Origin of the sequence: Mycobacteroides saopaulense (assembly GCF_001456355.1) — a bacterium.
Classification (GTDB): domain Bacteria; phylum Actinomycetota; class Actinomycetes; order Mycobacteriales; family Mycobacteriaceae; genus Mycobacterium; species Mycobacterium saopaulense.
This window is the reverse complement of sequence record NZ_CP010271.1, coordinates 3,426,068-3,451,310: the sequence shown is the minus strand read 5'-3', so window position 1 is coordinate 3,451,310 and position 25,243 is coordinate 3,426,068. Positions and strand designations below refer to the sequence as shown.

The 25,243-nt window shown below is 65.2% G+C and carries 23 protein-coding genes and 1 riboswitch; of the genes, 9 read left to right on the top strand and 14 right to left on the bottom strand.

The window, feature by feature from the left end:
• Positions 1-51: 51 nt before the first annotated feature.
• The 3 genes from MYCSP_RS17265 to MYCSP_RS17255 are packed head-to-tail and all read right to left on the bottom strand — an operon-like array spanning position 52 to position 3,289.
• On the bottom strand, positions 52-789 hold the full coding sequence (locus MYCSP_RS17265; RefSeq protein WP_070909479.1) for a class I SAM-dependent methyltransferase: 738 nt from the start codon (positions 787-789) through the stop codon (positions 52-54).
• Between the two features lie 23 nt (positions 790-812).
• The gene (gene metX, locus MYCSP_RS17260; RefSeq protein WP_088414489.1) at positions 813-1,967 is read right to left on the bottom strand and encodes a homoserine O-acetyltransferase MetX; all 1,155 of its coding nucleotides are present in this window, start codon (positions 1,965-1,967) and stop codon (positions 813-815) included.
• A complete protein-coding gene (locus MYCSP_RS17255; protein ID WP_083016341.1) occupies positions 1,964-3,289 on the bottom strand; it encodes a bifunctional o-acetylhomoserine/o-acetylserine sulfhydrylase in 1,326 nt (441 codons plus the stop codon). The genes metX and MYCSP_RS17255 overlap by 4 nt, the downstream gene beginning before the upstream one ends.
• Before the next feature lie 146 nt (positions 3,290-3,435).
• Positions 3,436-3,585, bottom strand: a riboswitch (SAM riboswitch).
• Between the two features lie 193 nt (positions 3,586-3,778).
• Between MYCSP_RS17255 and MYCSP_RS17250 the strand changes: the two genes are divergently transcribed.
• Positions 3,779-6,025 (top strand): NADP-dependent isocitrate dehydrogenase, encoded by a 2,247-nt coding sequence (locus MYCSP_RS17250; protein ID WP_083016459.1) that lies wholly within the window; start codon positions 3,779-3,781, stop codon positions 6,023-6,025.
• Positions 6,026-6,119: 94 nt separating this feature from the next.
• Here MYCSP_RS17250 and MYCSP_RS17245 read toward each other — a convergent pair whose 3' ends face one another.
• Positions 6,120-6,998, bottom strand: a complete 879-nt coding sequence (locus MYCSP_RS17245) for an alpha/beta fold hydrolase (RefSeq protein ID WP_070909482.1) — start codon at positions 6,996-6,998, stop codon at positions 6,120-6,122.
• A gap of 120 nt (positions 6,999-7,118) precedes the next feature.
• Here MYCSP_RS17245 and MYCSP_RS17240 point away from each other — a divergent pair, with 120 nt between their 5' ends.
• From MYCSP_RS17240 to yhjD, 3 genes are read left to right on the top strand one after another with little or no spacing between them, the layout of a single operon-like run.
• Positions 7,119-7,946 carry an exodeoxyribonuclease III gene (locus MYCSP_RS17240; RefSeq protein WP_070909483.1) on the top strand — a complete coding sequence of 276 codons (828 nt, stop codon included), beginning with the start codon at positions 7,119-7,121 and terminating at the stop codon, positions 7,944-7,946.
• A 60-nt stretch (positions 7,947-8,006) separates the two neighbouring features.
• A complete protein-coding gene (gene trpS / locus MYCSP_RS17235) occupies positions 8,007-9,029 on the top strand; it encodes a tryptophan--tRNA ligase (RefSeq protein ID WP_083016337.1) in 1,023 nt (340 codons plus the stop codon).
• 22 nt (positions 9,030-9,051) lie between these two features.
• Positions 9,052-10,080 carry an inner membrane protein YhjD gene (gene yhjD / locus MYCSP_RS17230; protein WP_070909485.1) on the top strand — a complete coding sequence of 343 codons (1,029 nt, stop codon included), beginning with the start codon at positions 9,052-9,054 and terminating at the stop codon, positions 10,078-10,080.
• On the opposite strand, the gene MYCSP_RS17225 is transcribed toward yhjD, so the two are convergent.
• The gene (locus tag MYCSP_RS17225; RefSeq protein WP_234809158.1) at positions 10,077-11,324 is read right to left on the bottom strand and encodes a D-alanyl-D-alanine carboxypeptidase family protein; all 1,248 of its coding nucleotides are present in this window, start codon (positions 11,322-11,324) and stop codon (positions 10,077-10,079) included. The genes yhjD and MYCSP_RS17225 overlap by 4 nt on opposite strands.
• Positions 11,325-11,436: 112 nt before the next feature.
• On the bottom strand, positions 11,437-12,450 hold the full coding sequence (locus tag MYCSP_RS17220; protein WP_083016329.1) for an SMP-30/gluconolactonase/LRE family protein: 1,014 nt from the start codon (positions 12,448-12,450) through the stop codon (positions 11,437-11,439).
• A 34-nt stretch (positions 12,451-12,484) separates the two neighbouring features.
• Between MYCSP_RS17220 and MYCSP_RS17215 the strand changes: the two genes are divergently transcribed.
• Positions 12,485-13,393, top strand: a complete 909-nt coding sequence (locus tag MYCSP_RS17215) for a sigma-70 family RNA polymerase sigma factor (RefSeq protein WP_088414487.1) — start codon at positions 12,485-12,487, stop codon at positions 13,391-13,393.
• On the opposite strand, the gene MYCSP_RS17210 is transcribed toward MYCSP_RS17215, so the two are convergent.
• The 5 genes from MYCSP_RS17210 to sdhC all read right to left on the bottom strand — a co-directional run bounded on the left by MYCSP_RS17210 (position 13,390) and on the right by sdhC (position 17,521).
• Positions 13,390-13,983: a carboxymuconolactone decarboxylase family protein gene (locus MYCSP_RS17210; RefSeq protein ID WP_083016321.1), complete on the bottom strand. Its 594-nt coding sequence runs from the start codon at positions 13,981-13,983 to the stop codon at positions 13,390-13,392. The two genes, MYCSP_RS17215 and MYCSP_RS17210, sit on opposite strands and share 4 nt — an antisense overlap.
• A 110-nt stretch (positions 13,984-14,093) precedes the next feature.
• Complete coding sequence (locus MYCSP_RS17205) at positions 14,094-14,876, bottom strand: succinate dehydrogenase iron-sulfur subunit (RefSeq protein WP_083016317.1); 783 nt, start codon at positions 14,874-14,876, stop codon at positions 14,094-14,096.
• Between the two features lies 1 nt (position 14,877).
• Positions 14,878-16,632 (bottom strand): succinate dehydrogenase flavoprotein subunit, encoded by a 1,755-nt coding sequence (gene sdhA / locus MYCSP_RS17200; protein ID WP_070909491.1) that lies wholly within the window; start codon positions 16,630-16,632, stop codon positions 14,878-14,880.
• A 47-nt stretch (positions 16,633-16,679) separates the two neighbouring features.
• The gene (locus MYCSP_RS17195; RefSeq protein ID WP_070909492.1) at positions 16,680-17,102 is read right to left on the bottom strand and encodes a succinate dehydrogenase hydrophobic membrane anchor subunit; all 423 of its coding nucleotides are present in this window, start codon (positions 17,100-17,102) and stop codon (positions 16,680-16,682) included.
• Between the two features lie 80 nt (positions 17,103-17,182).
• A complete protein-coding gene (sdhC, locus tag MYCSP_RS17190; protein ID WP_070909493.1) occupies positions 17,183-17,521 on the bottom strand; it encodes a succinate dehydrogenase, cytochrome b556 subunit in 339 nt (112 codons plus the stop codon).
• Between the two features lie 322 nt (positions 17,522-17,843).
• On the opposite strand from sdhC, the gene MYCSP_RS17185 reads away from it, so the two are divergent.
• The 3 genes from MYCSP_RS17185 to MYCSP_RS17175 are packed head-to-tail and all read left to right on the top strand — an operon-like array spanning position 17,844 to position 20,616.
• Positions 17,844-18,242, top strand: a complete 399-nt coding sequence (locus MYCSP_RS17185) for a cytidine deaminase (protein ID WP_083016310.1) — start codon at positions 17,844-17,846, stop codon at positions 18,240-18,242.
• A complete protein-coding gene (locus tag MYCSP_RS17180; protein WP_088414483.1) occupies positions 18,242-19,531 on the top strand; it encodes a thymidine phosphorylase in 1,290 nt (429 codons plus the stop codon). Before MYCSP_RS17185 ends, MYCSP_RS17180 begins: the two co-directional genes overlap by 1 nt.
• Positions 19,528-20,616, top strand: coding sequence for an adenosine deaminase (locus tag MYCSP_RS17175; protein ID WP_083016302.1), 1,089 nt, complete (start codon positions 19,528-19,530; stop codon positions 20,614-20,616). The genes MYCSP_RS17180 and MYCSP_RS17175 overlap by 4 nt, the downstream gene beginning before the upstream one ends.
• Before the next feature lie 24 nt (positions 20,617-20,640).
• Here the strand turns inward: MYCSP_RS17175 and MYCSP_RS17170 are convergent, their stop codons facing one another.
• The 3 genes from MYCSP_RS17170 to MYCSP_RS17160 form a co-directional block, all read right to left on the bottom strand.
• On the bottom strand, positions 20,641-21,987 hold the full coding sequence (locus MYCSP_RS17170) for a primosomal protein (protein ID WP_088414481.1): 1,347 nt from the start codon (positions 21,985-21,987) through the stop codon (positions 20,641-20,643).
• A gap of 95 nt (positions 21,988-22,082) precedes the next feature.
• Positions 22,083-23,081, bottom strand: a complete 999-nt coding sequence (locus MYCSP_RS17165) for a GAF domain-containing protein (protein WP_088414479.1) — start codon at positions 23,079-23,081, stop codon at positions 22,083-22,085.
• A gap of 61 nt (positions 23,082-23,142) precedes the next feature.
• Entirely contained in the window at positions 23,143-24,117 is a 975-nt protein-coding gene (locus MYCSP_RS17160) for a GAF domain-containing protein (RefSeq protein WP_088414477.1), read from the bottom strand.
• A gap of 377 nt (positions 24,118-24,494) precedes the next feature.
• Here MYCSP_RS17160 and MYCSP_RS17155 point away from each other — a divergent pair, with 377 nt between their 5' ends.
• Positions 24,495-25,238 carry an FkbM family methyltransferase gene (locus MYCSP_RS17155; RefSeq protein ID WP_083016291.1) on the top strand — a complete coding sequence of 248 codons (744 nt, stop codon included), beginning with the start codon at positions 24,495-24,497 and terminating at the stop codon, positions 25,236-25,238.
• Positions 25,239-25,243 lie beyond the last annotated feature (5 nt).

Sequence of the window (25,243 nt, the reverse complement as noted above, 5' to 3'; positions counted from 1 at the left end):
CACCGGGCATGTTCGTCTCTGTGAATTGAGGCACCCGATCTGGGGCTATGCCTATTGGTTCAGCGTCGCGCGAATACTCACGGTGACGTACGGCAGCGCCAGGCCCGTCGACTGCGCCAGTGCCGGGTGGGTGGCCAGCAGGTCGCGGACCTGCTGCAGCGTCTTCTTGCGGGCGGCTTCGGGGGCGGTGATGCAGTAGCTGCGTGAGGCCACCATATCCAGAAGTGCTTGCGGGGTAAGGTAACTCGTCCACTCGACCTGGTGGCGTTCTTGCCCGGTGAACGGTGCGGGCAGCGCACCGACGTCGGCCGAATCCGATGCGTTCTCGTGGCCGATGATGTGCCCCAGGTCCGATACCCAGCCCAGGCGTTCGTCGCGGACGTTCCACACCAGCCCCAGCCGCCCGCCGGGCCGCAGCACCCGGGCGACCTCCGGAATGGCGCGTTCGGGATCCACCCAATGCCAGGCCTGCGCCACCAGGACGGCATCGACGCTGTTGTCGGGTAGCGGTATCTCCTCGGCGGTCCCCAGCAGCGCGGGGGTGTCGGGGAGCGACGTGCTCAACACTTCAAGCATTTCCGCGAGCGGATCCACCGCGATGACGTTGAGCCCGCGCTCCACCAGGCGGGTGGTCAGCTTTCCGGTGCCGGCACCCAGATCCAGGACATCGTGTGCCCCGGGCGGCAGCAGCCAGTCGATTGCCTCCGGCGGATAGGAGGGGCGGCCCCGCTCGTAGGCCGCGGCCTGTGAACCAAACGAAAGCGACGGCTCTGCTTGTGCCTCCGGCATTCGCGCTCCTCTAGGTTCGGTGTTTACGAAGCCTGTGTTGCCTTGGCCAGTGCCAGCGTTTCCCGCACCAACTCGCTGACCGCATCGAATTCGATGAGGAACGCGTCATGACCGTGCACGGACTCGACCACCCGCAAGCCGGTACAACCGGGAAGCAGGTCTGCTAATTCCTCTTGCAGTCGCAGCGGGTACAGCCGGTCGGAGGTGATGCCGCCGACGACAACCGGGACCGGGCAGCCGCGCAGCGCCTTCTCGACGCCGCCGCGGCCGCGACCGACGTCGTGCCGGTTGAGTGACTCGGTCAAGATGACGTAGCTGCCGGCGTCGAAGCGCCGAATGAACTTGCTGCCCTGATGTTCCAGGTAGCTCTGCACCGCGTATCGGCCATCCGCCCACGGATCCTCGGGGCCTTCCGGGCCGACCTGGGGGTCGTTGCCGAACCGGGTGTCCAGCTCGACCTCGCCGCGGTAGGTCAGGTGCGCGATGCGTCGGGCGAGGTTCAGTCCCTTTTCGGGGCTGCGTCCGCTGCCGTGGTAGTCGCCACCCTGCCAGTCGGGATCGGCCTGAATGGCGGCGATCTGCGTGCTCTGGGTGCCGATCTGGTCGCCGGTGGCGCGCGCGCCAACCGCCAGCACCAGTGCCGCGTTCACCGAATCCGGGTGCATCACAGCCCATTCCAGAGCGCGTGCGCCACCCATCGACCCGCCCAGTACGGCGGCGACCTCGGTGATGCCCAGTTGCGCGAGCGCGGCGACGTCGGCGTTCACCTGGTCGCGCACCGAGACCTCGGGGAATCGTGAACCCCAGGGCTTTCCGTCGCAGGCAAGGGAAGTGGGACCGGTTGTGCCCCGGCAGCCGCCCAGGACGTTGGTGGCGATGGCGCACCACTGGTCGGTGTCGATCGCCGCGCCCGGACCGATGATTCCTTCCCACCAGCCGCCGGTGATGTGGTCGGGGCCCGCTTCGCCGACCACGTGGGAGTCGGCAGTCAGTGCGTGGCAGACGAACACCACATTGTCGCGACGCGGCGAGAGCTCCCCCCAGCTCTGTACCGCGACGATCGCGTCGTCGATGACAGCACCGCTTTCCAGCGTGATCGAACCTATTGGTACATAGGCGATCTCGTCGCCCTGGGGGAGGGCGACGTTCGGAGCCGGAAGCTGCTGTTCGATGGTCACGATGATGCCACCGCCGCGGGCTGTTTGAGGCGACGTACGGCGGCAAATCCGGCGTCGAGATCGGCCAGGATGTCGTCGATGCCCTCGATGCCGACGGCCAGCCGGACCAGCCCGGGGGTGACGCCCGAGGCCACCTGCTCGGCGGGGGCGAGCTGTGCGTGCGTCGTGGTCGCGGGGTGGATGACGAGCGAGCGCACGTCGCCGATGTTGGCGACATGGCTGTGCAGGGTCAGTGCATCGATGAAGGTCGTCGCCGCCTCGGCTCCTCCGTCCAATTCGAAGGCCAGGACGGCCCCGGCGCCCTTGGGTGCCAGTGCCTTCGCGCGCTCGTACCAGGGCGAGGTGGGCAGACCGGCGTAGTTGACGCGGGTGACCTCCGGCTGGGCCACGAGGTATTCGGCCACGCGCTGTGCGTTCTCTACGTGGCGTTGCACGCGCAGGCTCAGCGTCTCCAGACCCTGCGCGATGAGGAATGCGTTGAACGGTGAGATGGCAGGGCCGAGGTCGCGCAACAGCTGAACGCGGGCCTTGAGTGCATAGGCCGGTGCGCCCAGGTCGGCGAAGACCACCCCGTGGTAGCTCGGGTCGGGTGTGGTGAAGCCCGGATGCCGACCCTGTGTCCAGTCGAAGGTGCCGCCGTCGATGATCACGCCGCCGATTGCATTGCCATGCCCGCCAAGGTATTTGGTGGCCGAGTGCACCACGATGTCGGCACCGTGAGCCAGCGGCTGGATCAAATAGGGCGTGGCGACGGTGTTGTCGACGATGAGCGGGATGCCTGCCGCGTGTGCGATCTCCGAGATGCCCGCGATGTCGAGAATGTCGTTCTGGGGGTTGGAGATCGACTCGGCGAAGATCGCCTTGGTCTGCGGAGTGATGGCTCGGCGCCAGGACTCGAGATCATCGGGATCTTCGACGAAGGTGGTCGAAATACCCAGGCGCGGCAGTGTGTAGTGCAGCAGGTTGTACGTGCCGCCATACAGGCGCGGGCTCGACACGATGTTGTCGCCGGCCTCCGCGATGTTCACGATGGCCAGCGTCGCCGCCGCCTGTCCGGAGGCCAGCAGCAGCGCGGCCACACCACCCTCCAGGGCGGCGATGCGCTGCTCCACAACGTCCTGAGTGGGGTTACCGATGCGGGTGTAGATGTTGCCCTCTTCGGACAGTCCGAAGAGCGCCGCGGCATGCGCCGTGTCGTCGAAGACGTAGGAGGTGGTCTGGTAGATCGGCAAGGCTCGGGCATTGGTCGAGGCATCGGCGGACTGGCCCGCGTGGATCTGCTTGGTCTCGAAGGTCCACTGTGTGGGGTCGATATCGGTCATGGGGCTCTCCTGGGGGTAGTCGGGTACGGCAGTCAGGGCTGGGGACAACAGCGACAGTGACAGTGCCGACAACAGGAACGCAGGGACTTACCCCCGGGTGACGAATACTTCATCGGGCCAACCTGTCTTCTCGGGGCCCGCCATCGGACCCGCGCTTGCCGTGTGGCCGATTGCTCCGTCGACAACCTGTCGACGATTCAGTCGGCTACTCAACCTGGTCAATCACCCGGGGCACCCCACCGCGGTTGGAGGGTTGCCGACCAGCGAGCCGGGGCTTGACGCTGGTACTCATGACCGCTTAGCAGCGTATCGCAATTCACCGAATGGTTGCCACCAGGTAGTCCAAGCGCATATGGGAGCGCGATCACACGCCGTCCGCCCGCCTAGGCTCGGAGGCGACGTGATACTGAATAGGGCATCCGTGTGACCCACGGGGTACCTGAAATTTTGACCGACCAACAAGTCCGATCAACGATGCCGGGAGTGACCATGAGTGCGCAGCAGCCGACCATCATCTACACGCTGACAGACGAGGCGCCGCTGCTCGCGACGTACTCCTTCTTGCCGATCATCCGTGCCTTCGCCGGACCAGCCGGCATCGACGTCCGAACCAGCGATATCTCTGTTGCCGCCCGAATCCTTTCCGAGTTCGCCGACTACCTCCCCGAAGACCAGCAGGTTCCGGACAATCTGGCCGAGCTGGGCCGGCTGACCCAACTGCCGGACACGAACATCATCAAGCTGCCCAACATCAGCGCCTCCGTGCCTCAGCTGCTCGCCGCCATCAAGGAACTGCAGGGCAAGGGTTACAAGCTGCCCGAGTACCCCGGCGATCCGAAGAACGAGGAAGAAGAGGCCATCAAGACGCGCTACACCAAGTGTCTTGGCAGCGCCGTGAACCCCGTTCTACGCGAAGGTAACTCGGACCGCCGTGCACCGCGCGCGGTGAAGGAGTACGCGCGCAAGCACCCGCACAGCATGGGCGAGTGGTCGCAGGCATCACGTACCCACGTCGCGACCATGAAGGAGGGCGACTTCTACCACGGTGAGAAGTCGCTGACCCTGGACCGCGACCGCAAGGTCAAGATGGTGCTCACGCCCGCTGGCCGCGAGGCCAGCGAGGCCGTAGTACTCAAGCCCGAGGTCAAGCTGGGCAAGGGCGACATCATCGACAGCATGTTCATGAGCAAGAAGGCGCTCTGCGACTTCTACGAGGAGCAGATCGAGGACGCCTACAAGACCGGCGTGATGCTGTCCTTGCACGTCAAGGCCACCATGATGCGCGTCAGCCATCCCATCGTCTTCGGACACGCGGTCAAGATCTTCTACAAGGACGCCTTCGAAAAGCACCAGAAGCTGTTCGACGAGCTGGGCGTCAACGTCAACAACGGCATGTCCGATCTCTACAGCAAGATCGAGGCGCTGCCCGCCTCGCAGCACGAGGAGATCATCCGCGACCTGCACGCGTGCCACGAGCACCGGCCCGAGCTGGCCATGGTGGATTCGGCCAAGGGCATCTCGAACTTCCACTCGCCCAGCGACGTGATCGTCGACGCCTCGATGCCCGCGATGATCCGCGCCGGCGGCAAGATGTACGGCGCCGACGGCAAGCTCAAGGACACCAAGGCCGTCAACCCGGAGTCGACCTTCTCCCGGATCTACCAGGAGATGATCAACTTCTGCAAGACCCACGGCCAGTTCGACCCGACCACGATGGGCACCGTTCCCAACGTTGGTCTCATGGCGCAGAAGGCCGAGGAGTACGGCAGCCACGACAAGACGTTCGAGATCGCCGAGGCAGGTGTCGCCGACATCGTCGACGTCGAGACCGGCGAGGTGCTGCTGAGCCAGAACGTCGAGGCAGGCGATATCTGGCGCATGCCGGTCGTCACCGATGCCGCCATCCAGGACTGGGTCAAGCTCGCCGTCACGCGCGGACGTGAGTCCGGCATGAACGTGGTCTTCTGGCTGGACACCGAGCGTCCCCACGAGGTCGAGCTGCGCAACAAGGTGAAGACCTACCTGGAGGACCACGACACCGAGGGCCTCAAGATCCAGATCGTTCCGCAGGTGTGGGCCATGCGGTACACGCTGGAGCGGCTGATTCGCGGCAAGGACACCATCGCGGCGACCGGCAACATCCTGCGCGACTACCTGACGGACCTGTTCCCGATCTTGGAGCTGGGCACCAGCGCCAAGATGCTGTCGATCGTGCCGCTGATGGCCGGCGGCGGGCTGTATGAGACGGGTGCCGGTGGTTCGGCACCCAAGCACGTCAGCCAGCTGGTCGAGGAGAACCACCTGCGATGGGATTCGCTGGGTGAGTTCCTGGCCCTGGCCGTCAGCCTGGAGGATCTGGGCATCAAGACCGGGAACGCCCGCGCCAAGATCCTGGCCACCACGCTGGATGCCGCGACCGGCAAGCTGCTGGAGAACGACAAGAGCCCGTCGCGCAAGACCGGCGAGCTCGACAACCGCGGCAGCCAGTTCTACCTCGCGCTGTACTGGGCGGCCGAACTTGCCGCGCAGACCGAGGACACCGAGCTGGCCGAGCTGTTCGCGCCGCTGGCCAAGCAGCTGGTCGAGAACGAGGACACGATCGTCGCCGAGCTCAACGCGGTGCAGGGTGGCCCGGTCGACATCGGCGGGTATTACCAGCCGGATCCGGAGAAGACCAGCGCGGCAATGCGCCCGAGTGCGACCTTCAACTCCGTGCTGGCGTCCGTAGAGGTCTAGCGCGCCTCGATTTCACCTCAACCGACACGCCGCGTTCTGACGCGTTTCCCGAGAGGGACGCGCAGAACGTGGCGTGTCGACGTTGTCGAGGGGTCTAGACGGCGTCGGAGGCCGCGCTGCGCTTGGCCGCGACCAGCGGATCGATCAGGTCGGTGATCACCTCGGTGACTTGGCCCGGCGCCTCCAGCATGGGCACATGTCCCATGCCCGCCAAGGTGATCCGTCGTGCGTCGGCGGGCAGGCCCTGGCCGATGAGCTTGCCGAACCGGCCCGGCGGCACGATCTCGTCCTTCTCACACAACACCAACTGTGCGGGCACCGAGATGGTGTTCAGGTTCTCCAGGCCCGGCGCCGGCAGGATCGACGTCAGCGACGCGAAATAGGCAGGGCAGTGCGTGATGTCCTCGAAGATGCTGTGGAAGTCCGGCAGGCTCAGTGCCTCGGTCTCGCCGCACAGGGTGCGGGCGGTGGCGAATTTCACGAACGGTAGGCCCGCCGCGCGACGGCCCAGGAGCCTCGAGAATGCCAACCAGGGAAGCATGGCCGCGAACTTCACCACGATCTCGGCCTTCAACAGCGAGTACTTGGTCCAGCCGCCGGCCGGGGCGATGGCCGTGACGCTGCGGGCGCGGCCACGCTGCGCCAGGCCCAGGGCGATCCATCCGCCGAGCGAGTTGCCCACCAGGTGCGCTGTCTCCCAGCCCTTTTGGTCCATGATCTGCTCGACCTGATCGAGGTACACGTCGACCGAGCGCTGCGAGAACGGCGGCAACTTGGGCATCGGGCCACCGCCGTTGTGGCCGGGGTACGTCGGCGCGAACACCTCGTATCCGGCATCGGCGAGCTGCTCGGCGACGGTCTCCCAGACCGACTGCGACAGCATGAACGGATGGAGGAGCAGAACGGGCTCGCCCTCACCCATCTCGATGGGGGCGCGCCTGCTCGACGACTTCGACAAGACGGCTTCCAACATGGGTCCTCCTCATTGCGTCAACAGCGGCGTTGACATTACCGACTTTTGCGTCAACTTAGCAGTGTCGGCACTCTTCTCCCCAGCGGCTCTGTCACACCGCTCGGCTATCGTCGGCGATCGATGAGCGCGAAGAAGATCACCGTCACCACCATCAACGTCAACGGCATTCGTGCCGCCGTCAAGGAACGCTCCGCGGAGAACCGCGGACTGTTGCCCTGGCTGGAGCAGACGAGCGCCGACATCGTGTGTCTGCAGGAGGTCCGCGCGGAGGAGGAGCAGCTGCTGGAGGCGCTGGCCCCGGCGCTTACCGCGGGGTGGCATGTGGTGAGCGCCTCATCGAGTGTGAAGGGGCGCAACGGCGTGGGGATCCTCAGCCGGGTCCCTACCGCATCGAACAGGTCGGCGTTGGAGGCCGACGGTGGCGAGTTCGACGAATCCGGCCGGTATCTGGAGGCCGAGATCGGCGACCTGACGGTGGCGAGCATCTATCTGCCCACCGGTGAGGCGGGTACCGAGCGCCAGCTGGAGAAGGAGCGTTTCATGGCGGCCGTGGGTACCCGGATGGCCGCGCTCGCTGCCAGTGGGCGCGACACGGTGATCTGCGGCGATTGGAACATCGGACACACCGAGCGAGACATCAAGGCGTGGAAGGCGAATCAGAAAAAGGCAGGGTTCTTGCCGGAGGAGCGAGCATGGGTCGCCTCGCTGCTGGAGGCCGGCTGGGTCGACAGTTTCCGGTTGCTGCATCCGGATGTCGACGGGCCATACAGTTGGTGGTCGTGGCGCGGTAAGGCCTTCGACAACGACGCGGGCTGGCGCATCGACTATCACCTGGCCACCGGTGATCTCGGGCGGCGCGCGCACGCGGCGCGGGTGGAGCGGGCCGATGCCTATGCGCTCCGCTGGTCCGACCACGCGCCGGTGACCGTCGAGTACCGGCTGCACTAGCCGATTGAGCGGCCTGCTGCGGTAAATGGCGTTGACCGTTCATGCCAGGATGGACGCACCATGACTGCTGACACTGCGCCCCGGGGACGGCTGTTCTCCGGGATCCAACCCACTGCCGATTCGCTTCATCTCGGAAACGTGTTGGGTGCTGTGCAGCAGTGGGTGCGGTTGCAGCGCGAGTACGAGGCCCTCTTCTGCGTCGTCGATCTGCATGCGATCACCGTCGCGCAGGATCCGGAGGAGCTGCGTCGGCGTACCCGCGCCGTGGTCGCGCAGTACGTCGCGTTGGGCGTGGACCCGGGCGAGAGCGCCATCTTCGTACAAAGTCACGTGCCGGCACATACCGAATTGGCCTGGGTGCTGGGTTGTTTGACCGGCTTCGGCGAGGCGTCGCGCATGACGCAGTTCAAGGACAAGTCCGCGAAGCAGGGGACCGACGCCACCACCGTCGGCCTGTTCACCTACCCCGTGCTGATGGCCGCCGACATCCTGCTGTACCAAACCAACGTTGTCCCGGTGGGCGACGATCAGCGTCAGCACCTGGAATTGACTCGTGATGTGGCGCAGCGATTCAACGGTCGGTACGGCCAGACATTCGTGCTGCCGGAGACATTCGTGCCGAAGAACGCGGCACGCATCTACGACCTGCAGGACCCCACGGTGAAGATGAGCAAGTCCGCCTCGACTCCGACCGGGTTGATCAACCTGCTCGACGATCCGGCGGCCTCGGCCAAGAAGATCAAGTCGGCGCAGACCGACAGCGACCGGGAGATCCGGTTCGATCGCGATGCCAAGCCAGGTGTGTCGAACCTGCTGAGCATCCAGTCCGCACTCACCGGCACTGACATCGGCACGCTTGTCGACGGGTACGCCGGGCGCGGCTACGGAGATCTGAAGAAGGACACGGCCGAGGCGCTGGTCGAGTTCGTCACGCCGGTGCGCGATCGGACGAATGAGCTGCTCACCGATACCGCGGCCCTCGACGACATCCTTGCTTCCGGTGCGGCGCGCGCCAAGGAGCTGGCGGAGAAGACTCTCACCGAGGTCTATGACCGGATAGGGTTTGTCCGGCCCGCGAGGTAGCGAACAACTGAGGTGGTGAAGAGTGGCCGAAGACGACAAGCCCGGAATTCTTGACCGCTATCGTGCACGATTTCCCTGGTTCGACCACATCATGCGGATGCAGGAGCGCTACCAGAAGGTAAACGGCAACTTCTTCGCCGCCGGAATCACCTATTTCACCGTCTTTGCGCTGTTTCCGCTCATGATGGTCGCGTTCGCGGTCATGGGTTTTGTGTTGTCCAGGCGGCCGGACACAATTGCGGAGCTACGCGGCCGGATCAGTGGCGCCATCTCGGGCGAGGTGGGTAACCAGCTAATCAATTTGATGGACACGGCCATTGCTTCGCGTACCAGCCTGGGCATCGCCGGTCTGGCGACCGCGGCGTGGGCCGGGCTGGGCTGGATGGCGAATGTGCGGGCGGCGCTCTCTGCCATGTGGGAGCAGCCGCCAAACGAGTCGGAAGGTTTCGTACAGGGCAAGCTGTCGGATCTGCTGGCATTGGGCTCGACCTTCGTGGCGCTGGCCCTCACCATCGCGGTGACCGCCGTCGGTAACGAGAAAACCATCCTGCGAATATTGGGGTGGATCGGCCTGCATGACGTCTCGGTGCCGGCGGTTCTGCTCAAGGTCGTGACGATAGCGATAGCGACCGTGTTGTCGTGGGCACTGTTCACCTGGATGATCGCGCGACTACCCAGGGAGCGGCTGCCCTTCTCGAGTGCGGTGCGCGCCGGGCTGATCGCGGCGGTCGGGTTCGAACTGTTCAAGCAGGTCGCTTCGATCTATTTGAGCGTGATCATGCATGGCCCGGCGGGCTCCACGTTCGGTCCGGTGCTCGGCATCATGGTGTTCGCCTACATCACTGCCCGGCTGCTGCTGTACGCCACAGCCTGGGCCGCCACGTCCGACGAGAACAGGCCGTTCGTGTACGTGCCGCCGCCCGAGCCGGTGGTCATCACCACGCGCGTCGAGACCGTCGAGCGTCCATCGAAACTGGGTGTTCTCGCCGCCTTTGGGGCGGGAGCCCTTGGTGCGATCGGTATTTCGTGGCTGGGGCGTGGCGGCGATTAAGCCTGGCGGCGATTGAGTGACCGTGCCGCGAGGATGAGGCCGAACACGATCATCGCGCCGATGATCGTGACACCCACTCGGACCGGGACGCTGTTCACCGCGTCGGCGGTGAGGCCCGCGGCCTGCGGAGTGCCCGTGTTGTCGGCATGCGGCTTGGTCAACAGCGACGGGTCGGGGTCGACGAGCTTGCCGATCGAGGCGTCGCGGGGAGTGGAGAATCCGTAGTCCAGCAAGTGGGCAGCCTGTTCCCAGGGAGCGATCGGTAGACGTGTACCGCGCAGCATGGTGACCACCAGCCGGCGGCCGTCGCGTTCGGCGGCACCGACAAAGGTCTGCTGCGCGTCGTCGGTGTATCCGGTCTTGCCGCCGAGCGCGCCGGGGTAGTTGTAGAGCAGCTTGTTGTCGTTCGTCATCTCGTACGGCGGATGATCGTCGGGCTCACCGGGTTTGGCGGGGTGTCCGGGAAAGGTGGCCTTGGGAGCCGATACCAGGTCGGCGAAGGTGGGGTCGGCGAACGCGTATTTGTAGAACAGGCCGAGGTCATAGGCGGAGGTGCTCATGCCGGGGCCATCCAGGCCGGAGGGGGTGGCCACGCGGGTGTCCCGCGCGCCCAGTTTCTGCGCCATGTCGTTGAGCTTGGCGACGGTCTCGTCCATACCGCCGAGCTGAACCGCCAGCGCGTGCGCAGCGTCGTTGCCCGAGTTCATCAGCAGACCGGTGAGCAGCTGCCGGACCGTGTAGGTCCCGCCGACGTCGACGCCGACCCTGGTGCCTTCGCTGTTCGCGTCGTCCTGGGTGCCCACCACCGCCTGGTTCAGGTTCAGGTTGTTGATGGATTCCATGGCGATCAGCACCTTGATGACGCTGGCGGGCCGATGCCGGGCGTGAGGGTCCTTGGCGGCCACGACGTTTCCGGTGTTGAGATCGGCGATCATCCAGGATTCCGCGGAAATGTCGCCCGGTACCGGTCCGGCGCCGTCGGGGGTGATCACGTCGCAGCTGCCCAGCATCTGGCCGCCGATGGGCTTGGCGGGCACCGGGAGGGGCGCGGGTGGGTCGCCACCGGCCTTGGGGACCTCGGAGGTGTCGACCGCCGGCGGGGTGACCACCTTGTACGGGCAGCCGCTGGTGTCCGGCGGGGTGAATCCGGGCTCGGCGCTGGCGGGCGGCGTGCTCAGCGGGAGGGCGGCGACGATCAGCCCGGCGGCGGTGGCAGCGGCGAGACGAGTCGCGGCTGATCGCATGGCCTGGCGGCACTGTGGCACTGAAGTCCGGGTGGTCATCGCTTCGTCACAGTAAGCGAATGCCGCCCTGAACTGGGGGATGTTACGGCTGTGTCGGATGTGACTTGCTAGTTCAATGACCCGAGGGGGCGATATCGGCCAGGCTGATGTGCCCGACGGCCGATGATCCGATGCATCCGAACCAGAGACGGCCACCTGACTCCACGACGCCGGTGACGGTGCGCAGATCCCGGGATTTGCCGCGGATGTTGGCCACCACGCTGCCGGTCTCCGGGTTCACCGCGATGACCCACGGATCGGTGTCGGTACTCGGAAGCAGAGCGTCGGGCAGCTGCCACAGGACCTTCCGAATCGCCGGAGTGCGGGGGAGCAGCCATTCGGCGAGCGCATTGCGCGGGCTGGCCAGGGTGACCCAGATGCGGCCGTCGGCGCCGGTGCTGATGTTGTCGGGCATGCCCGGAATCTCTTCCAGGATCGGCGTCAGGGCGCCGGCATCGGGGCCGGTGAGCGCGTACCTGCTCACCTTGCGGCCGACTGTCTCGGCGATGATCAGAGCGGACTCGTCGGCGGTCAGGGTGACCCCGTTGGTGAACGCCAGTCCCGTGGCAATGGTCGTCACGGTCCCGTCCGGATCGCGGCGGAACACTCGTCCGGTGGGGCGCCCCTCCAGGATCGCGGCCATGAACAGCTCGAACGGGAAACGCGCCGTCGACTCGCTGAAATAGATTGTGCCATCGGCAGATTCGGTGACATTCGAGCAGAAGACGAGCGGCGGCCCATCCACCTTGGTGACCAGTGGCTCGATATCCGCCGACGCAGGGTCCAGGGCCAGCAGCTTGTCGCGGCTGCAGATCAGCACTCGGCCGTCGCGTGCGATGTGCAGGCCCAGGGGCGGGTGCTCGGTGGTGGCGACATGCGCCACCTCAGATCCATCGGGCGTGATGCGCAGGATCTTGCCGTCCGCCACGCCCGCCCAGATGTTCCCGGCAGCGTCGGCCACCACGTCCTCGGGGGCGTGACCGGGCAACGCCACGATGCTCAGCGGTGGCAGTGGCTGCGGATTCAGGGATAGCGGCCGTATACCGGGAGGCTGCCAGCGGACGGGATCGATCGACGGCTTGGCCATAGGCTCACCCTAGGGGCAGGCATAGGCTGAAGTGATGGCAGGCCAGGTCCGGGAGCGTACCGATGAGTTCGAGGCGTTGCGCCCGCGTCTGCAAGCCGTGGCCTATCGGCTCACCGGTAGCGTCGCCGACGCCGAGGACATCGTCCAGGACGCCTGGCTGCGCTGGCATTCCGCGTCCGGGGAGATCGAGGACTTGCCGGCCTGGCTCACCACCGTGGTGTCCAGGCTCGGGCTGGATCGGTTGCGATCGGCCGTATATCGCAGGGAAACCTATGTGGGGGAATGGCTTCCGGAGCCGGTCGTCACCGGACTGGATGGCAGTGACCCGCTTGCCGCGCTGGTGGCCAGCGAGGACGCCCGCTTCGCCGCCATGGTGGTGCTGGACCGACTGGCACCCGATCAGCGCGTGGCCTTCGTCCTGCACGACGGATTCTCGGTGCCGTTCAAACAGATTGCCGAGATTCTCGGCATCAACGACGCGGCCGCTCGGCAACTCGCTTCGCGTGCGCGCCGCGCGGTGACCGCTACCCCGGAACCGGTGGCCGATGGCGAACACAACGAGGTGGTGGGCAAGCTGCTGGAGGCCCTCATGTCCGGAAGTGTGGAAGCCGTTGTGCGGCTGCTGCATCCGGAGGTGACGATGACCGGAGATTCCGACGGCAAGGCGCCGACGGCGGTACGGGTCATCCACGGCCCCGACAAGGTGGCGCGTTTCCTGCTGGGGCTGATGGAGCGTTACGGCCCACAGATGACGCAGGCGATCAATCCGGCGCTGGTGAACGGGCAGTTCGGCATGTACCTGACCGAGACAGACACCGATCCGAATTTCAGACCGGTGCTGCCCCGGGTGAGCGCGTTCACCGTGCGCGACGGGCAGGTGCTGGCGGTCTGGGATGTGAGCAATCCCGACAAGTTCGCCGGCACGCCGCTGCGCAGCGCCTAGACGTCCGACGCGTCCTCGGTGGCCCACGGAACCCGGCAGGCGTCACCGGAATTGAAGCCCTGCTCGGTGATGCCGAGCGCCGCATAGGTGCGGGCGCGCATGTTCTCGACGCCGATCTGATAGGACAGCTCGATCACCCCGGCGTCGCCGAATCGCTGCCGCAGATCTTCGACCTGCTCGTCGGTGATGTCGTGCGGATTTCCGGTCATGGCGTCGGCGTAGGCGATGGCGGCGCGCTCGTCATCGGTGTACAGCGGTGAGGTCGCATAGTCGTCGATGGCCTTGAGGCGCTCGACATCCAAGCCGTCCAGACGCTGGAGCATGGAGCCGAAGTCGACGCACCATGAGCAGCCGACCGTGCGGGCGGTCCAGAACACCGCGAGTTCCCGCACGTTGGCCGGCAGGACGGTGGATGCGCTGCCCAGCATCTGCTCGTGCAGCGCCGCGGCGACCATCAGCTTGCGATGGTGGGCGATGACGGTAAAGGGCTCGGGCACTTGACCGAAACGACGCTTGGTCATCCGGTACATGACCCGGGTGAGCAGTGAGGCGTGTTGCGGGGGGACGGGCTCGATACGTGATGTGGTCATATCCGTATGACGAGGCAGCACTCGGATGTGTGACAGAGCGCGCGCGGGCATAGAAAAAACCGCCGGGCGCGAGCATTGGTGCTCACACCCGGCGGTGTAGGCAGTGCGTTCTAGCGCGCGAACATCAGGGCGCGCTTGACCTCTTGGATGGCCTTGGTGACCTCGATACCCCGAGGGCAGGCGTCCGTGCAGTTAAACGTGGTACGGCAGCGCCACACCCCGTCGACGTCGTTGAGGATGTCCAAACGCTCGGCGGCAGCCTCGTCGCGGCTGTCGAAGATGAACCGGTGCGCATTGACGATCGCCGCAGGACCGAAGTAGCTTCCGTCGCTCCAGAACACCGGGCAGCTGGTGGTGCAGCACGCACACAGGATGCACTTGGTGGTGTCGTCGAAGCGTGCGCGGTCGGTCTGGCTCTGGATGTACTCGCGGGTCGGCTGGTTGCCGCTGGTGATCATGAAGGGCTTCACGGCGCGGTACGCGTCGAAGAAGGGCTCCATGTTGACCACGAGGTCCTTCTCCACGGGGAGGCCGCGGATGGGCTCGATGGTGATGGTGAGCGTCTTCTTGGGGTTCTTGGGCAGCAGATCGCGCATCAGAACCTTGCAGGCCAGCCGGTTCACGCCGTTGATCCGCATGGCGTCCGAACCGCACACGCCGTGTGCGCAGGACCGGCGGAAGGTCAACGTGCCGTCCAGGTAGCCCTTCACGTACAGCAGCAGGTTCAGCAGCCGGTCCGTCGACAGGCAGGGCACCCGGAAGGTCTGCCAGCCCGCGGCGTCGGGGTCCTCGGGGTTGAACCGCTGGATCTTCAGATCGACCATGACCGCGCCCTCGGGGATCGGAGGCAGCGGCGGGTCGCCCGCTTCGGCTTTCTCGATAACCGCAGTCATCTCAGTACTTCCGTTCCATCGGCTCGTACCGGGTCTGGACAACGGGCTTGTAGTCCAGCCGGATGTCGGACAGCAGCTCAGCACCCTGCTTGTACGCCATGGTGTGTCGCATGTAGTTGGTGTCGTCGCGGTTGGGATAGTCCTCGCGCGCATGTCCGCCACGCGATTCCTTGCGGTTGAGCGCACCCACCACTGTCACCTCGGCGAGTTCAAGTAGGAAGCCCAGCTCGATGGCCTCGAGCAGGTCGCTGTTGTAGCGCTTGCCCTTGTCGTGCACCGTGATTCGGCTGTACCGCTCCTTGAGTGCGTGGATATCGGTGAGGGCCTGCTTGAGGGTGTCCTCGGTGCGGAACACCGCGGCGTTGTTGTCCATCGACTGCTGCAGCTCGGTACGGATGTCGGCCACCCGCTCGTCGCCGTGCTCGGAGAGGATGTCCGCCACCCACTCGGTGACCATCGTCGCCGGGGTCTCCGGCAGGTCGATGAAGTCGTGGGCCTCGGCGTACTCGGCCGCGGCGATACCGGCTCGGCGACCGAACACGTTGATGTCCAGCAGCGAGTTCGTGCCCAGGCGGTTCGCGCCATGCACCGAGACGCAGGCGCACTCGCCGGCGGCGTAGAGGCCGGGGACAACGTTGTCGTTGTCGCGCAGCACCTGTCCCTTGATGTTGGTCGGAATGCCGCCCATCACGTAATGGCAGGTGGGGTACACCGGAACCAGCTCGGTGACCGGGTCCACACCCAGGTAGGTACGCGCGAATTCGGTGATGTCCGGCAGCTTGGCTTCCAGGACGTCGGCACCGAGGTGGCGCACGTCGATGTAGACGTAGTCCTTGTTCGGCCCGGCGCCGCGGCCTTCGAGCACCTCGAGAACCATTGACCGCGCGACGATGTCGCGAGGTGCCAGGTCGACGATGGTGGGGGCGTAGCGCTCCATGAACCGCTCGCCGTCGGCGTTGAGTAGACGGCCGCCCTCGCCACGCACGGCTTCGGAGATCAGAATCCCGAGCCCGGCCAGACCTGTCGGGTGGAACTGGTGGAACTCCATGTCCTCCAAGGGAAGTCCCTTGCGGAACACGATGCCCAGGCCGTCACCGGTCAGGGTGTGTGCGTTGGAGGTGGTCTTGTACATGCGTCCCGAGCCGCCGGTGGCGAAAACGATTGCCTTGGCATGGAACACGTGGATATCGCCGGTCGCCAGCTCGTAGGCGACGACACCGGTGGCCACCGGGCCGTTAGGCGTCTCGGTGAGTGCGATGTCCAGCGCATAGAACTCGTTGAAGAACTCGACATCATGCTTGACGCAGTTTTGGTACAGCGTCTGCAGGATCATGTGCCCGGTGCGGTCCGCGGCATAGCAGGCTCGGCGCACCGGGGCCTTACCGTGGTCGCGGGTGTGACCACCGAAGCGCCGCTGGTCGATTCGGCCCTGGGGTGTCCGGTTGAACGGCATACCCATTTTCTCGAGATCGAGGACGGCGTCGATGGCCTCCTTGCACATGATCTCCACCGCGTCCTGGTCGGCGAGGTAGTCGCCGCCCTTGACGGTGTCGAAGGTGTGCCACTCCCAGTTGTCTTCCTCGACATTGGCCAGCGCGGCGCACATGCCGCCCTGGGCGGCGCCGGTGTGGCTGCGCGTCGGGTACAGCTTGGTCAGCACCGCGGTGCGAACCCGGGGCCCGGACTCCACGGCGGCGCGCATACCCGCTCCGCCCGCGCCGATGATGACAACGTCGTACCGGTGTTCCTGAATCATGGATGAGCCGCTTGCGCGAAGACTTTCAGTCATTGTGGAAATCGCCCCTAACCGATGTTCGGGTTGAAGGTCAGCAGGACGTAGGTGCCGAGCACGACCGTGAAGATGATCGATAGTGCCAGTAGGCAATTGAGCCAGAACCGAGTCGAATCCTTGCGGCTGTAGTCGGCGATGATCGTGCGCATGCCGTTACCGCCGTGCAGTTGCGCCAGCCACAGCATCAGCAGGTCCCAGGTCTGCCAGAACGGGCTCGCCCAGCGCTGCGCCACGAAGTTGAAGTCGAGGCGGTACACGCCGTTGTCCCACATCAGCATGATGAAGAGGTGGCCCAGGGCCAGGAAGATCAGGACGATGCCCGACAACCGCATGAAAATCCATGCGTACTTCTCGAAGTTGGGCATACCCGATCCACGCCGGGGTGCACGTGGATTGTCCAGTGCGGCAGGTCGGTCGTAGTTGCGCTCCAGCACGGGGGCGGGGCGGCCGCTGGCCCGGGCGCTCGCGTTGGGGCCGGTTTGTGCCGATGTCTTAGAGGAAGTCTTAGGGTCGCTCATAGGAAACGCTCCGCCATGTGCATGAGGATCCGGGTCACTGCGGGAACCATCACCACGAACCAGACGCCGGCGATGATCCACAGCATGAGTCGCTGATAGCGCGGGCCCTTGGACCAGAAATCGACGAGGATGACCCGGACGCCGTTGAGCGCGTGGTACAGAACCGCGGCTACCAGGCCGAGTTCCATCAGCCCGACGATCGGGGTCTTATAGGTCTCGATCACCGAGTTGTAGGCCTCGGGGCTCACCCGGACGAGAGCGGTATCCAAGACGTGGACAAAAAGGAAGAAGAAGATCGTGGCACCGGTAATGCGATGCAGGACCCAGGACCACATTCCTGGATCACCACGGTATAGCGATCGCTTGAGGCGATTACTTTCGCCTGTCACGCTTGTCAAGCTGGCCTCCAACACCAATGGTGGACTGGGGCCACACGGCGCGGTGAATGGGGGCGTCCATGACGCGCAACCGATGGCCCAACGGTGGTCGGCGAACCGTCATGCGAACTCTAAACCCATTCCGAGGTGGCGCCGAAATCGCGTGAGGGTGAAAAAGCGTCGAAATGCGCCGTACTCCAAAGTAAGTTAGGTAAACCTTGCACGAGCAAATGGCGAGCCGATGTGACTCTCATGGGGTCGACAAGGAGGTCTCCGGATCATGACAATCGCATGGAATGACCTGCGGGACAAGGCATATGCGGTGACCAAGCACGCCTATGCGCCGTATTCGAAGTATCCGGTGGGTGCCGCCGCGCTTGTCGACGACGGTCGGGTGGTCGTCGGCTGCAATGTGGAGAATGTCTCATATGGCCTAGGTCTCTGCGCGGAGTGTTCTGTGGTCTGTGCCCTGGTCTCCACCGGGGGCGGGCGGTTGGTGGCGCTGTCCTGTGTCGATTCCCGCGGTGAGCCCCTGATGCCGTGCGGCCGATGTCGCCAGCTACTTCTTGAGCACGGTGGGCCTGACCTACTCATCGATCATCGCGAGGCCCCACGACGTCTTACGGAGCTGCTGCCGGAAGCCTTCGGTCCCGACGACTTGGACCGGGGGCGCATCTGATGGCAAACACATACTCGTTCGACATGCCCTCGATCATCGCCACCAAGCGTGACGGCGGAGAGCTGAGCCCGGGCGCCATCGAATGGCTGATCGGGGAGTACACCCGCGGTGACATCGGGGAGGAGCAGGTGGCAGCCCTGCTGATGGCCATCTACCTGCGGGGCATGAACACCGGCGAGACGTCGGCGTGGACCGCGGCGATCCTGGCCTCCGGCGAACGGCTGGACTTGAGCGGTCTGGCCCGCCCCACCGTCGACAAACACTCCACGGGCGGAGTGGGGGACAAGATCAGCCTGCCGTTGGTCGCCGTCGTAGCCGCCTGCGGGGCGGCGGTTCCCCAGCTGTCCGGCCGCGGTCTCGGGCACACCGGCGGCACCCTCGACAAGCTCGAGTCCATCGCGGGAATCCGTGTCGACCTGAGCAATGACGAGATACGTCAGCAGCTTTCCGAGGTCGGGGCGGTGATCTGTGCCGCGGGAGCGTCGTTGGCACCCGCTGATCGAAAGCTGTATGCCCTGCGGGACATCACCGGCACCGTCGAATCGATACCGCTCATCGCGGGCTCGATCATGAGCAAGAAGCTGGCCGAGGGGACGGCCGCACTGGTTCTGGACGTCAAGGTGGGCGCGGGTGCCTTCATGAAGTCCGAACAGCAGGCGCGCGAATTGGCCTCGGCGATGGTCGATCTGGGTACCGCGCACGGCGTCACCACCAGCGCCCTGCTGACCGCGATGGATACGCCGCTGGGCGCCACCGCGGGAAACGCGGTCGAGGTGCAGGAATCGCTCGAGGTGCTGGCGGGTGGCGGGCCCGATGACGTTGTCGGACTCACCGTGGCTCTGGCCCGCGACATGCTGGCCGCGGCCGGCATCGACGGCAAGGACCCGGTCGCGACGTTGACCGACGGCACGGCGATGGATGTGTTCCGCGCGATGATCCACGCGCAGGGCGGCGACCTTTCGGTACCGCTGCGTCTCGGGCGGTGTCAGGAGACCGTGCTCGCGCCCGTCAGCGGCGTCATGCACCGCATCGACGCGATGCCTGTCGGGGTCGCCGCGTGGCGCCTCGGCGCCGGACGTAGCCGTCCCGGAGAAGTCGTGCAGCACGGTGCCGGGGTGCGCATTCACCGGCGGCCGGGCGAGCCGGTTGTCGCAGGCGAACCACTGTTCACGCTGTACACCGACACGCCCGAACGTATGCCCGCCGCGCTCGCTGCGCTGGACGGCGGATGGGCTGTCGGTGCGGCACCCACCGCCAGGCCACTGATCATCGATAGACTTCCGGTGTGACGGCCGAACTTGATTTGGTGTCAATCACCCAGGCTCCCAAGGCGCTTCTGCATGACCATCTGGACGGAGGTCTGCGACCCGGCACCGTTCTTGAGCTTGCCCGCGAATCCGGGTACGAGAACCTGCCGGCCGAAGACGAGGCGGCGCTGGCGTCGTGGTTCCGCACCGCCGCCGACAGTGGCTCCCTAGAGCAGTACCTGGAGACCTTCGCGCACACCGTGGGGGTCATGCAGACGGCCTCCGCGCTGCACCGCGTGGCGGCCGAATGTGTCGAGGATCTTGCCGCCGACGGTGTGGTGTACGCCGAGGTGCGTTTCGCGCCCGAGCTGCACATCGACGCGGGACTGACCCTCGACGACGTCATGGACGCCGTGCTGGCCGGATTCGCAGACGGGGAGCGGCAGGCCAGCGCCGCGGGCAAGCGCATCAAGGTACGCACCCTGGTCACCGCGATGCGGCATGCCGCACGGTCACGGGAGATCGCCGAAATCGCCGTGAAGTTCCGCGACCGCGGCGCCGTCGGGTTCGACATCGCCGGAGCCGAGGCCGGCTATCCGCCGAGCCGCCACCTGGACGCCTTCGAGTACATGCGGAATGCCAACGCCCGGTTCACCATCCATGCAGGTGAGGGATTCGGGTTGCCCTCTATCCACGAGGCGATCGCCTTTTGCGGCGCCGACCGGCTGGGCCACGGGGTGCGCATTGTCGACGATATCGACATCGATCCCGACGGCTCGGCGCATCTTGGGCGACTGTCCTCACTACTGCGCGACAAGCGCGTGCCGCTGGAGCTGTGCCCGAGTTCGAATGTGCAGACGGGCGCGGTCGACAGCATCGCCGACCATCCCTTTGACCTACTGGCGCGGCTGCGGTTCCGGGTGACGGTCAACACCGACAACCGGCTGATGAGCGACACCTCGATGAGCCAGGAGATGCTGCGCCTCGTCGAGGCGTTCGGCTACGGCTGGAGCGATCTGCAGCGATTCACCATCAACGCCATGAAATCGGCCTTCATCCCGTTCAACGAGCGGTTGGAGATCATCGACGACGTGATCAAGCCCGGTTACGCGGTGCTGATCGGCTAGCGGTGTGGGCGACGGCCGGCGGCACTACTCGCGCCGCAGCCGTGCCTCCATCGCGCGCTCCAGATTCCGCCAGCGTTCGGCGGCATCCGCGAACGGGCCCTGTGGCTCGTCGTGCTTGTCCGGTTCGAGGAGATGCCCGACCAACTTGCCCAGCGGGGTATCGCTGTCCAACTCCGCGTCGACGCTGTCGTCCTCGGAGTATTCGGCGACGTCGGTGAGCAGCTCCACCGCCAGCTCCAGCTGGTCGCGGTCCACCTCGTCGATGCCGTCTTCCAGGTCGTCGGCGAGTCCGGTGAACACGTAGATGTTGTCGTCGGTGATGTCGATCCGCAGCGAGCCGTCGGTGGCGGCGGTACGGATGTCGTCATAGGTGCTCAGGTCGGCGAGGTCGTGATCGTGCTCGTCTGCAAGGTATCGGGCCAGTGCCCGCTCGGAGCCGAACACGCTGATTCTTCCGTTGCGCCCCAAGAAGATCGGCTCGTCGTTGAGGTAGCAGCGCAGCGTGTAGAACGTTCCCGAGTTGGTGATCATCTGGATCGGGTCGATACCGACCTCCAGCCAGAAATCTTCGTCACCGCCGAGAACCAGATCGTCGTCCGCTGCGTCCTCATCCTCGCCTTCGGCGTCGTCCTCGTCTTCATCTTCATCTTCATCGTCGGACTCGTCCGCGTCGTCCGCGTCGTCCTCGGAGGCTTCGTTGTCGGACTGCTCGTCGAGGAGATCCAGTTCGTCGTCGTCCTCGATGTCGTCCTCGTTGTCGACGGCATTCTCGGCGGCGGCAAGCAGCTCGGCGTCGGCTGCCGCGGAGAGCTCTTCATCGACATCCGGTGTCGCGGCGATCTCGTCGATGGCGTCGACCACCGAGTCCCAGGACTTGCCGACGATGGCACCGATCTGGTTCCACCGCTTCAATCCATCTTTACCCGTGAAGCTTTCGGCCCCGGCCGACAGTGTGCCCAGCACCGGGTTGCCGTTGATGAGCTTGTTGATCGGTGCCAACTCGCAGACCGCGCCGATGGAGGCCACGATCGCCAGGGTGGCGCGCAGGGTGTCGACGGCGTCCTCGGTGGGTTTGTCGGCAACCAGCTCGGGTACGCCGATCAAGTCGTAGCGATTGTCGTCGTCCGGCTCGAGCTCGTCGGCCGACAGCGCACCGAGCGTCGACCATGCAGGGTGATCGACCAGGTCGTTGTCGTTGTCGGTCCGCACGAAGGCCACCAGATCGGCGACCGACTCGAACACATACAGATCGTCGTCCTTGCCGAGGAACGCCTCCCACTCGTCTCCGGCGTCGCGCCACCGAGGGGCCCACAGGGTGACCACGTCACCCTCTGTGAGCCCGAGTTCGATGGGAACGATGTCAGCAGCCATGCGGCAAGCCTAGCCAGAAGGCACCGCCCGAGGGAAAGACCCACCGCCAGAATCGGCGTGAGCGTGGCAACACAAGCCGGTCATGTTGCGGCGGCCTACGAGTCGGCATCCGTTTCCGGGGCTGCAGTGAGCCTGACCAGAGCGGCAAAGGCGTTGTCGCGCAAGGCAAATTTCGTGCCGCTGGCATGCAGCCGCAGCCATCCGCCGGAAACGGCGCGCAGCCGCAGGGTTCCGGCAGTTGATCCCGCCCGCAGTTCCTCGCGCATGTTCTTCGCCACGGCCGCATCCTCGGGATGGACGCTCTCGGGCCGATCGGGGTCGTAATGCCACGCCAGGTCGGGGAACGGCTCGTCAATCCATTTGAGGACGGCGAAGGTGTCGACATTGATCAGTAACCGGTGTACGCCGGGGGTGGTGACAGCCTCCAGGATCTGCTGTGCCAATCCGACTTGAGGTTGGTGGGGACTGTTCTCCACGCGAGTGCACAGGACTCGGTTGATACGGGCCACCGCTCCCGCTGCATCGGTTTCCTTGGACGCTCGTCCGGCGTAGTGAACTTGCAGGGTGTTTCCCTGATAGTCGGCGGCCAGACATGTGCCACAAAAAGTCGACTCAAGTTCGGGGTTCACCACGTTGGCCATCAATTCGGCATTGCTCGGACTCGGCAACACCGGAGCAAGGCCTTCGGCAATGGCTTGTTTTTCGGATCTGTTGTGCGGATCGAAACCCATCACCTCGAAGTACCCCGGGGTGAGCGTCGTGATCGATGTATCCAGGTTGCCCAGGCACGCCCCGGCGACGGGCCGTCGGGGCGGCTCGGCGTCTGCCGGTCCGAACCACACCTGGACGCCGTGGATATGCGCGCGCCCCATGGATATCGGATGCACGTGCACCACGCGGTCGCGTGCTGGTGTGAAGGCCACCGTGGCCTCACCCGTGCGTCGGCAGTCGGCGATCGCCGCCTCGATCAGGGGCCGGTGTCGATTGCGGCGCAGCACGGATTCGAGCGGCGCCATGTTGCGTGCCTGCAATCCGATGGCTATCACCGTGGGTTCCTCGCCCAAGGTCTCTAGCAGCATCCAATCGCGCGACATCCGCGGATGTTAGCAATTTTGGGCGAACTCGCGGGGCCTCGTCCCACCCTGGATGGGGCGGCTAGCGACGCCGATGGGTGACGAGTGCGACGGTCGCGTTCTCGTTGAGCCGGACCACTTGGGTGGAGCAGTGCAACGATTCCCAGCTGTCGTCATGGCAGCGAAACCTGATCACCGCCTCGGTGGTGCCGAACACGGAATTATCGATCATGAAGTTCAGATTCGCTTGGTCGTCCGGGTGAATCTTGGGGCGGCCCAAGGGATCGAACTCCCAATGCCATTCCGGGGCGGGCGGATCGATCCATTTGATCAACTTGCGCGACGCGATCATGACCAACGCACGATAGGCGCCCGGTTCGGCGGCGGCCTCCAGGACCTGTTGCTCCAGTAGGGGAACCGGCGGTGCTGGCCTGCCCACGCGGAGGTTGATCGCGCGCCCCAGGCGCTCGGGGACACCGTCCCCGTTGGGTTCTAGAACTAGTCGGCTTGCGAAGTGACACAGCGTGGGAGTGCCGTCGCTGTCCACGCCGGGCCACGTGGCGCTGTACGTCATGCCTTCCGTCGCGGTGACGATGAGCCCCAGGACGTCCGTTTCGCCCGGGTTGGGCGAGAGATAGCGGTACAGCTCGGGCATGCTGATTTCGGCGTGCGGCTCGTTGGCGCCCATCCCCATGGCCAGGGCGGCACCGTCGCTCATGTGCAGGGCCCCGGTATCGGCGTTGAGGACCACCGCACCGCCCTCGGCGGGAGGATCGGCGGGTGGGTGCGTTGCTCCTGCCCAAAGCCATACCCCGTGCACTCGCCCGTCGGGCATGGCGACGGGACGTACGTCGATCACCGAGTCCGAATCAGGTGGACCGATGGTGGCTGCCTTGTTTGCCTTTGTCGCCGCGGCGATAACCCTGCGAATCAGGCCGAGGTTCCGATTGCGGCGAAGGAATGCGCTGAGCGGAACCATGTTCCGCGGCTGATTGCCCGAGGCAATCACCGTTGGCTCGTTGCCGAGGGTTTCCAGGAGAAGCCACTCGCGTGCCACATTCGGATGCTATCAGCGGCGTGTGCGCGGCAATCGGTTTGCCGAGGGTGTGCAGCATTGTGTCGAGTATCCCGAAAAGGTTGCGAAGAGCAGGTCAGACGCGATATTTTCGGCTCGCTCCCGCGATCGGCGGGCTAAGTACGGACCCTGTGTCTTCGGGCCGTGCCCGCAGTGTGGATGCGCTATGTCCGCGGCCACCCGGCCGCAAACAAGCGCATCGTCTTGGTCGCCGCGAGCACCTACTGATGCGCATACGAGGGGTCGGTAGGTGCGACTGCGGCTCTAGAAGATTCGCGACGCACCTCAAGACACTGGTCCGGGTACCCGGCTGTTGGTGCGGCGGGGCATCGAGGTTCGACTAGGGTGCCCACGTGGGCATGCCAGCGCTGAGATTGGCGCAAACCTATCTGCCGTTCCTGCGGCCTCTCAAATTCGGTGCATACAACATGGGCACCCGTCTGTTCGGATGGCGCATCGACCCCGAATTCCACCTGCTGAGCCGGATCGGACCCATATCGCAGGCGGTCGATATCGGAGGCAATTGGGGGCAGAGCATTTGTGCGCTGCAACGCACGGCATCGCCGGAGCTGATTGTCAGCTTCGAGCCCAATGCCGTTCTTGCCCAACGGCTTAAGCGCAGATACGAAAGTGATGCCGTGCGCGTACACGGCTGCGGGCTCTCCGATGCGGACGGTACCTTTGACCTCTTTGTTCCGCGATACCGCAGCTTCGTCTACGACGGTCTGGCCTCGCTTGACGAAAAGGAAGCGCGCGGTTGGCTCAACCCGGAGACCATGGCGGGATTCGACGAATCCAAGTTGACGATCGAACGCCACCCGGTGCCGGTTCGCCGGCTCGACGACTTCGGCCTGGATCCTCAGGTGATCAAGATCGATGTGCAGGGGATGGAGGCCGCGGTGATCCGTGGAGGCCTCGCCACCATCACCGCGTCGCGGCCGGTGATGATCATCGAGACCCCGTCCGATGAGGTGATTTCGCTATTGCAGCCAGCAGGTTTGGCACCGTACACGTATCGCGACGGTCAACTTGGTCACGACTGGCGCGACGCCAAAAACACAGTGTTTCTTACCGATTCACATCGCGACCGCGCGAGTCTGTAGCCCGA

Excerpts from the sequence above, each read along its gene's own strand:
- MYCSP_RS17220 (WP_083016329.1), bottom strand. The coding sequence starts at position 12,450 with ATGGCCAAGCCGTCGATCGATCCCGTCCGCTGGCAGCCTCCCGGTATA.
- trpS (WP_083016337.1), top strand. The coding sequence starts at position 8,007 with ATGACTGCTGACACTGCGCCCCGGGGACGGCTGTTCTCCGGGATCCAA.
- sdhA (WP_070909491.1), bottom strand. The coding sequence starts at position 16,632 with ATGATTCAGGAACACCGGTACGACGTTGTCATCATCGGCGCGGGCGGA.
- MYCSP_RS17240 (WP_070909483.1), top strand. The coding sequence starts at position 7,119 with ATGAGCGCGAAGAAGATCACCGTCACCACCATCAACGTCAACGGCATT.
- MYCSP_RS17210 (WP_083016321.1), bottom strand. The coding sequence starts at position 13,983 with ATGACCACATCACGTATCGAGCCCGTCCCCCCGCAACACGCCTCACTG.
- sdhC (WP_070909493.1), bottom strand. The coding sequence starts at position 17,521 with ATGTGGTCCTGGGTCCTGCATCGCATTACCGGTGCCACGATCTTCTTC.
- MYCSP_RS17205 (WP_083016317.1), bottom strand. The coding sequence starts at position 14,876 with ATGACTGCGGTTATCGAGAAAGCCGAAGCGGGCGACCCGCCGCTGCCT.
- MYCSP_RS17225 (WP_234809158.1), bottom strand. The coding sequence starts at position 11,324 with ATGCGATCAGCCGCGACTCGTCTCGCCGCTGCCACCGCCGCCGGGCTG.
- MYCSP_RS17185 (WP_083016310.1), top strand. The coding sequence starts at position 17,844 with ATGACAATCGCATGGAATGACCTGCGGGACAAGGCATATGCGGTGACC.
- MYCSP_RS17155 (WP_083016291.1), top strand. The coding sequence starts at position 24,495 with ATGCCAGCGCTGAGATTGGCGCAAACCTATCTGCCGTTCCTGCGGCCT.
- MYCSP_RS17180 (WP_088414483.1), top strand. The coding sequence starts at position 18,242 with ATGGCAAACACATACTCGTTCGACATGCCCTCGATCATCGCCACCAAG.
- MYCSP_RS17245 (WP_070909482.1), bottom strand. The coding sequence starts at position 6,998 with ATGTTGGAAGCCGTCTTGTCGAAGTCGTCGAGCAGGCGCGCCCCCATC.
- MYCSP_RS17250 (WP_083016459.1), top strand. The coding sequence starts at position 3,779 with ATGAGTGCGCAGCAGCCGACCATCATCTACACGCTGACAGACGAGGCG.
- MYCSP_RS17255 (WP_083016341.1), bottom strand. The coding sequence starts at position 3,289 with ATGACCGATATCGACCCCACACAGTGGACCTTCGAGACCAAGCAGATC.
- MYCSP_RS17215 (WP_088414487.1), top strand. The coding sequence starts at position 12,485 with ATGGCAGGCCAGGTCCGGGAGCGTACCGATGAGTTCGAGGCGTTGCGC.
- MYCSP_RS17165 (WP_088414479.1), bottom strand. The coding sequence starts at position 23,081 with ATGTCGCGCGATTGGATGCTGCTAGAGACCTTGGGCGAGGAACCCACG.
- MYCSP_RS17170 (WP_088414481.1), bottom strand. The coding sequence starts at position 21,987 with ATGGCTGCTGACATCGTTCCCATCGAACTCGGGCTCACAGAGGGTGAC.
- MYCSP_RS17265 (WP_070909479.1), bottom strand. The coding sequence starts at position 789 with ATGCCGGAGGCACAAGCAGAGCCGTCGCTTTCGTTTGGTTCACAGGCC.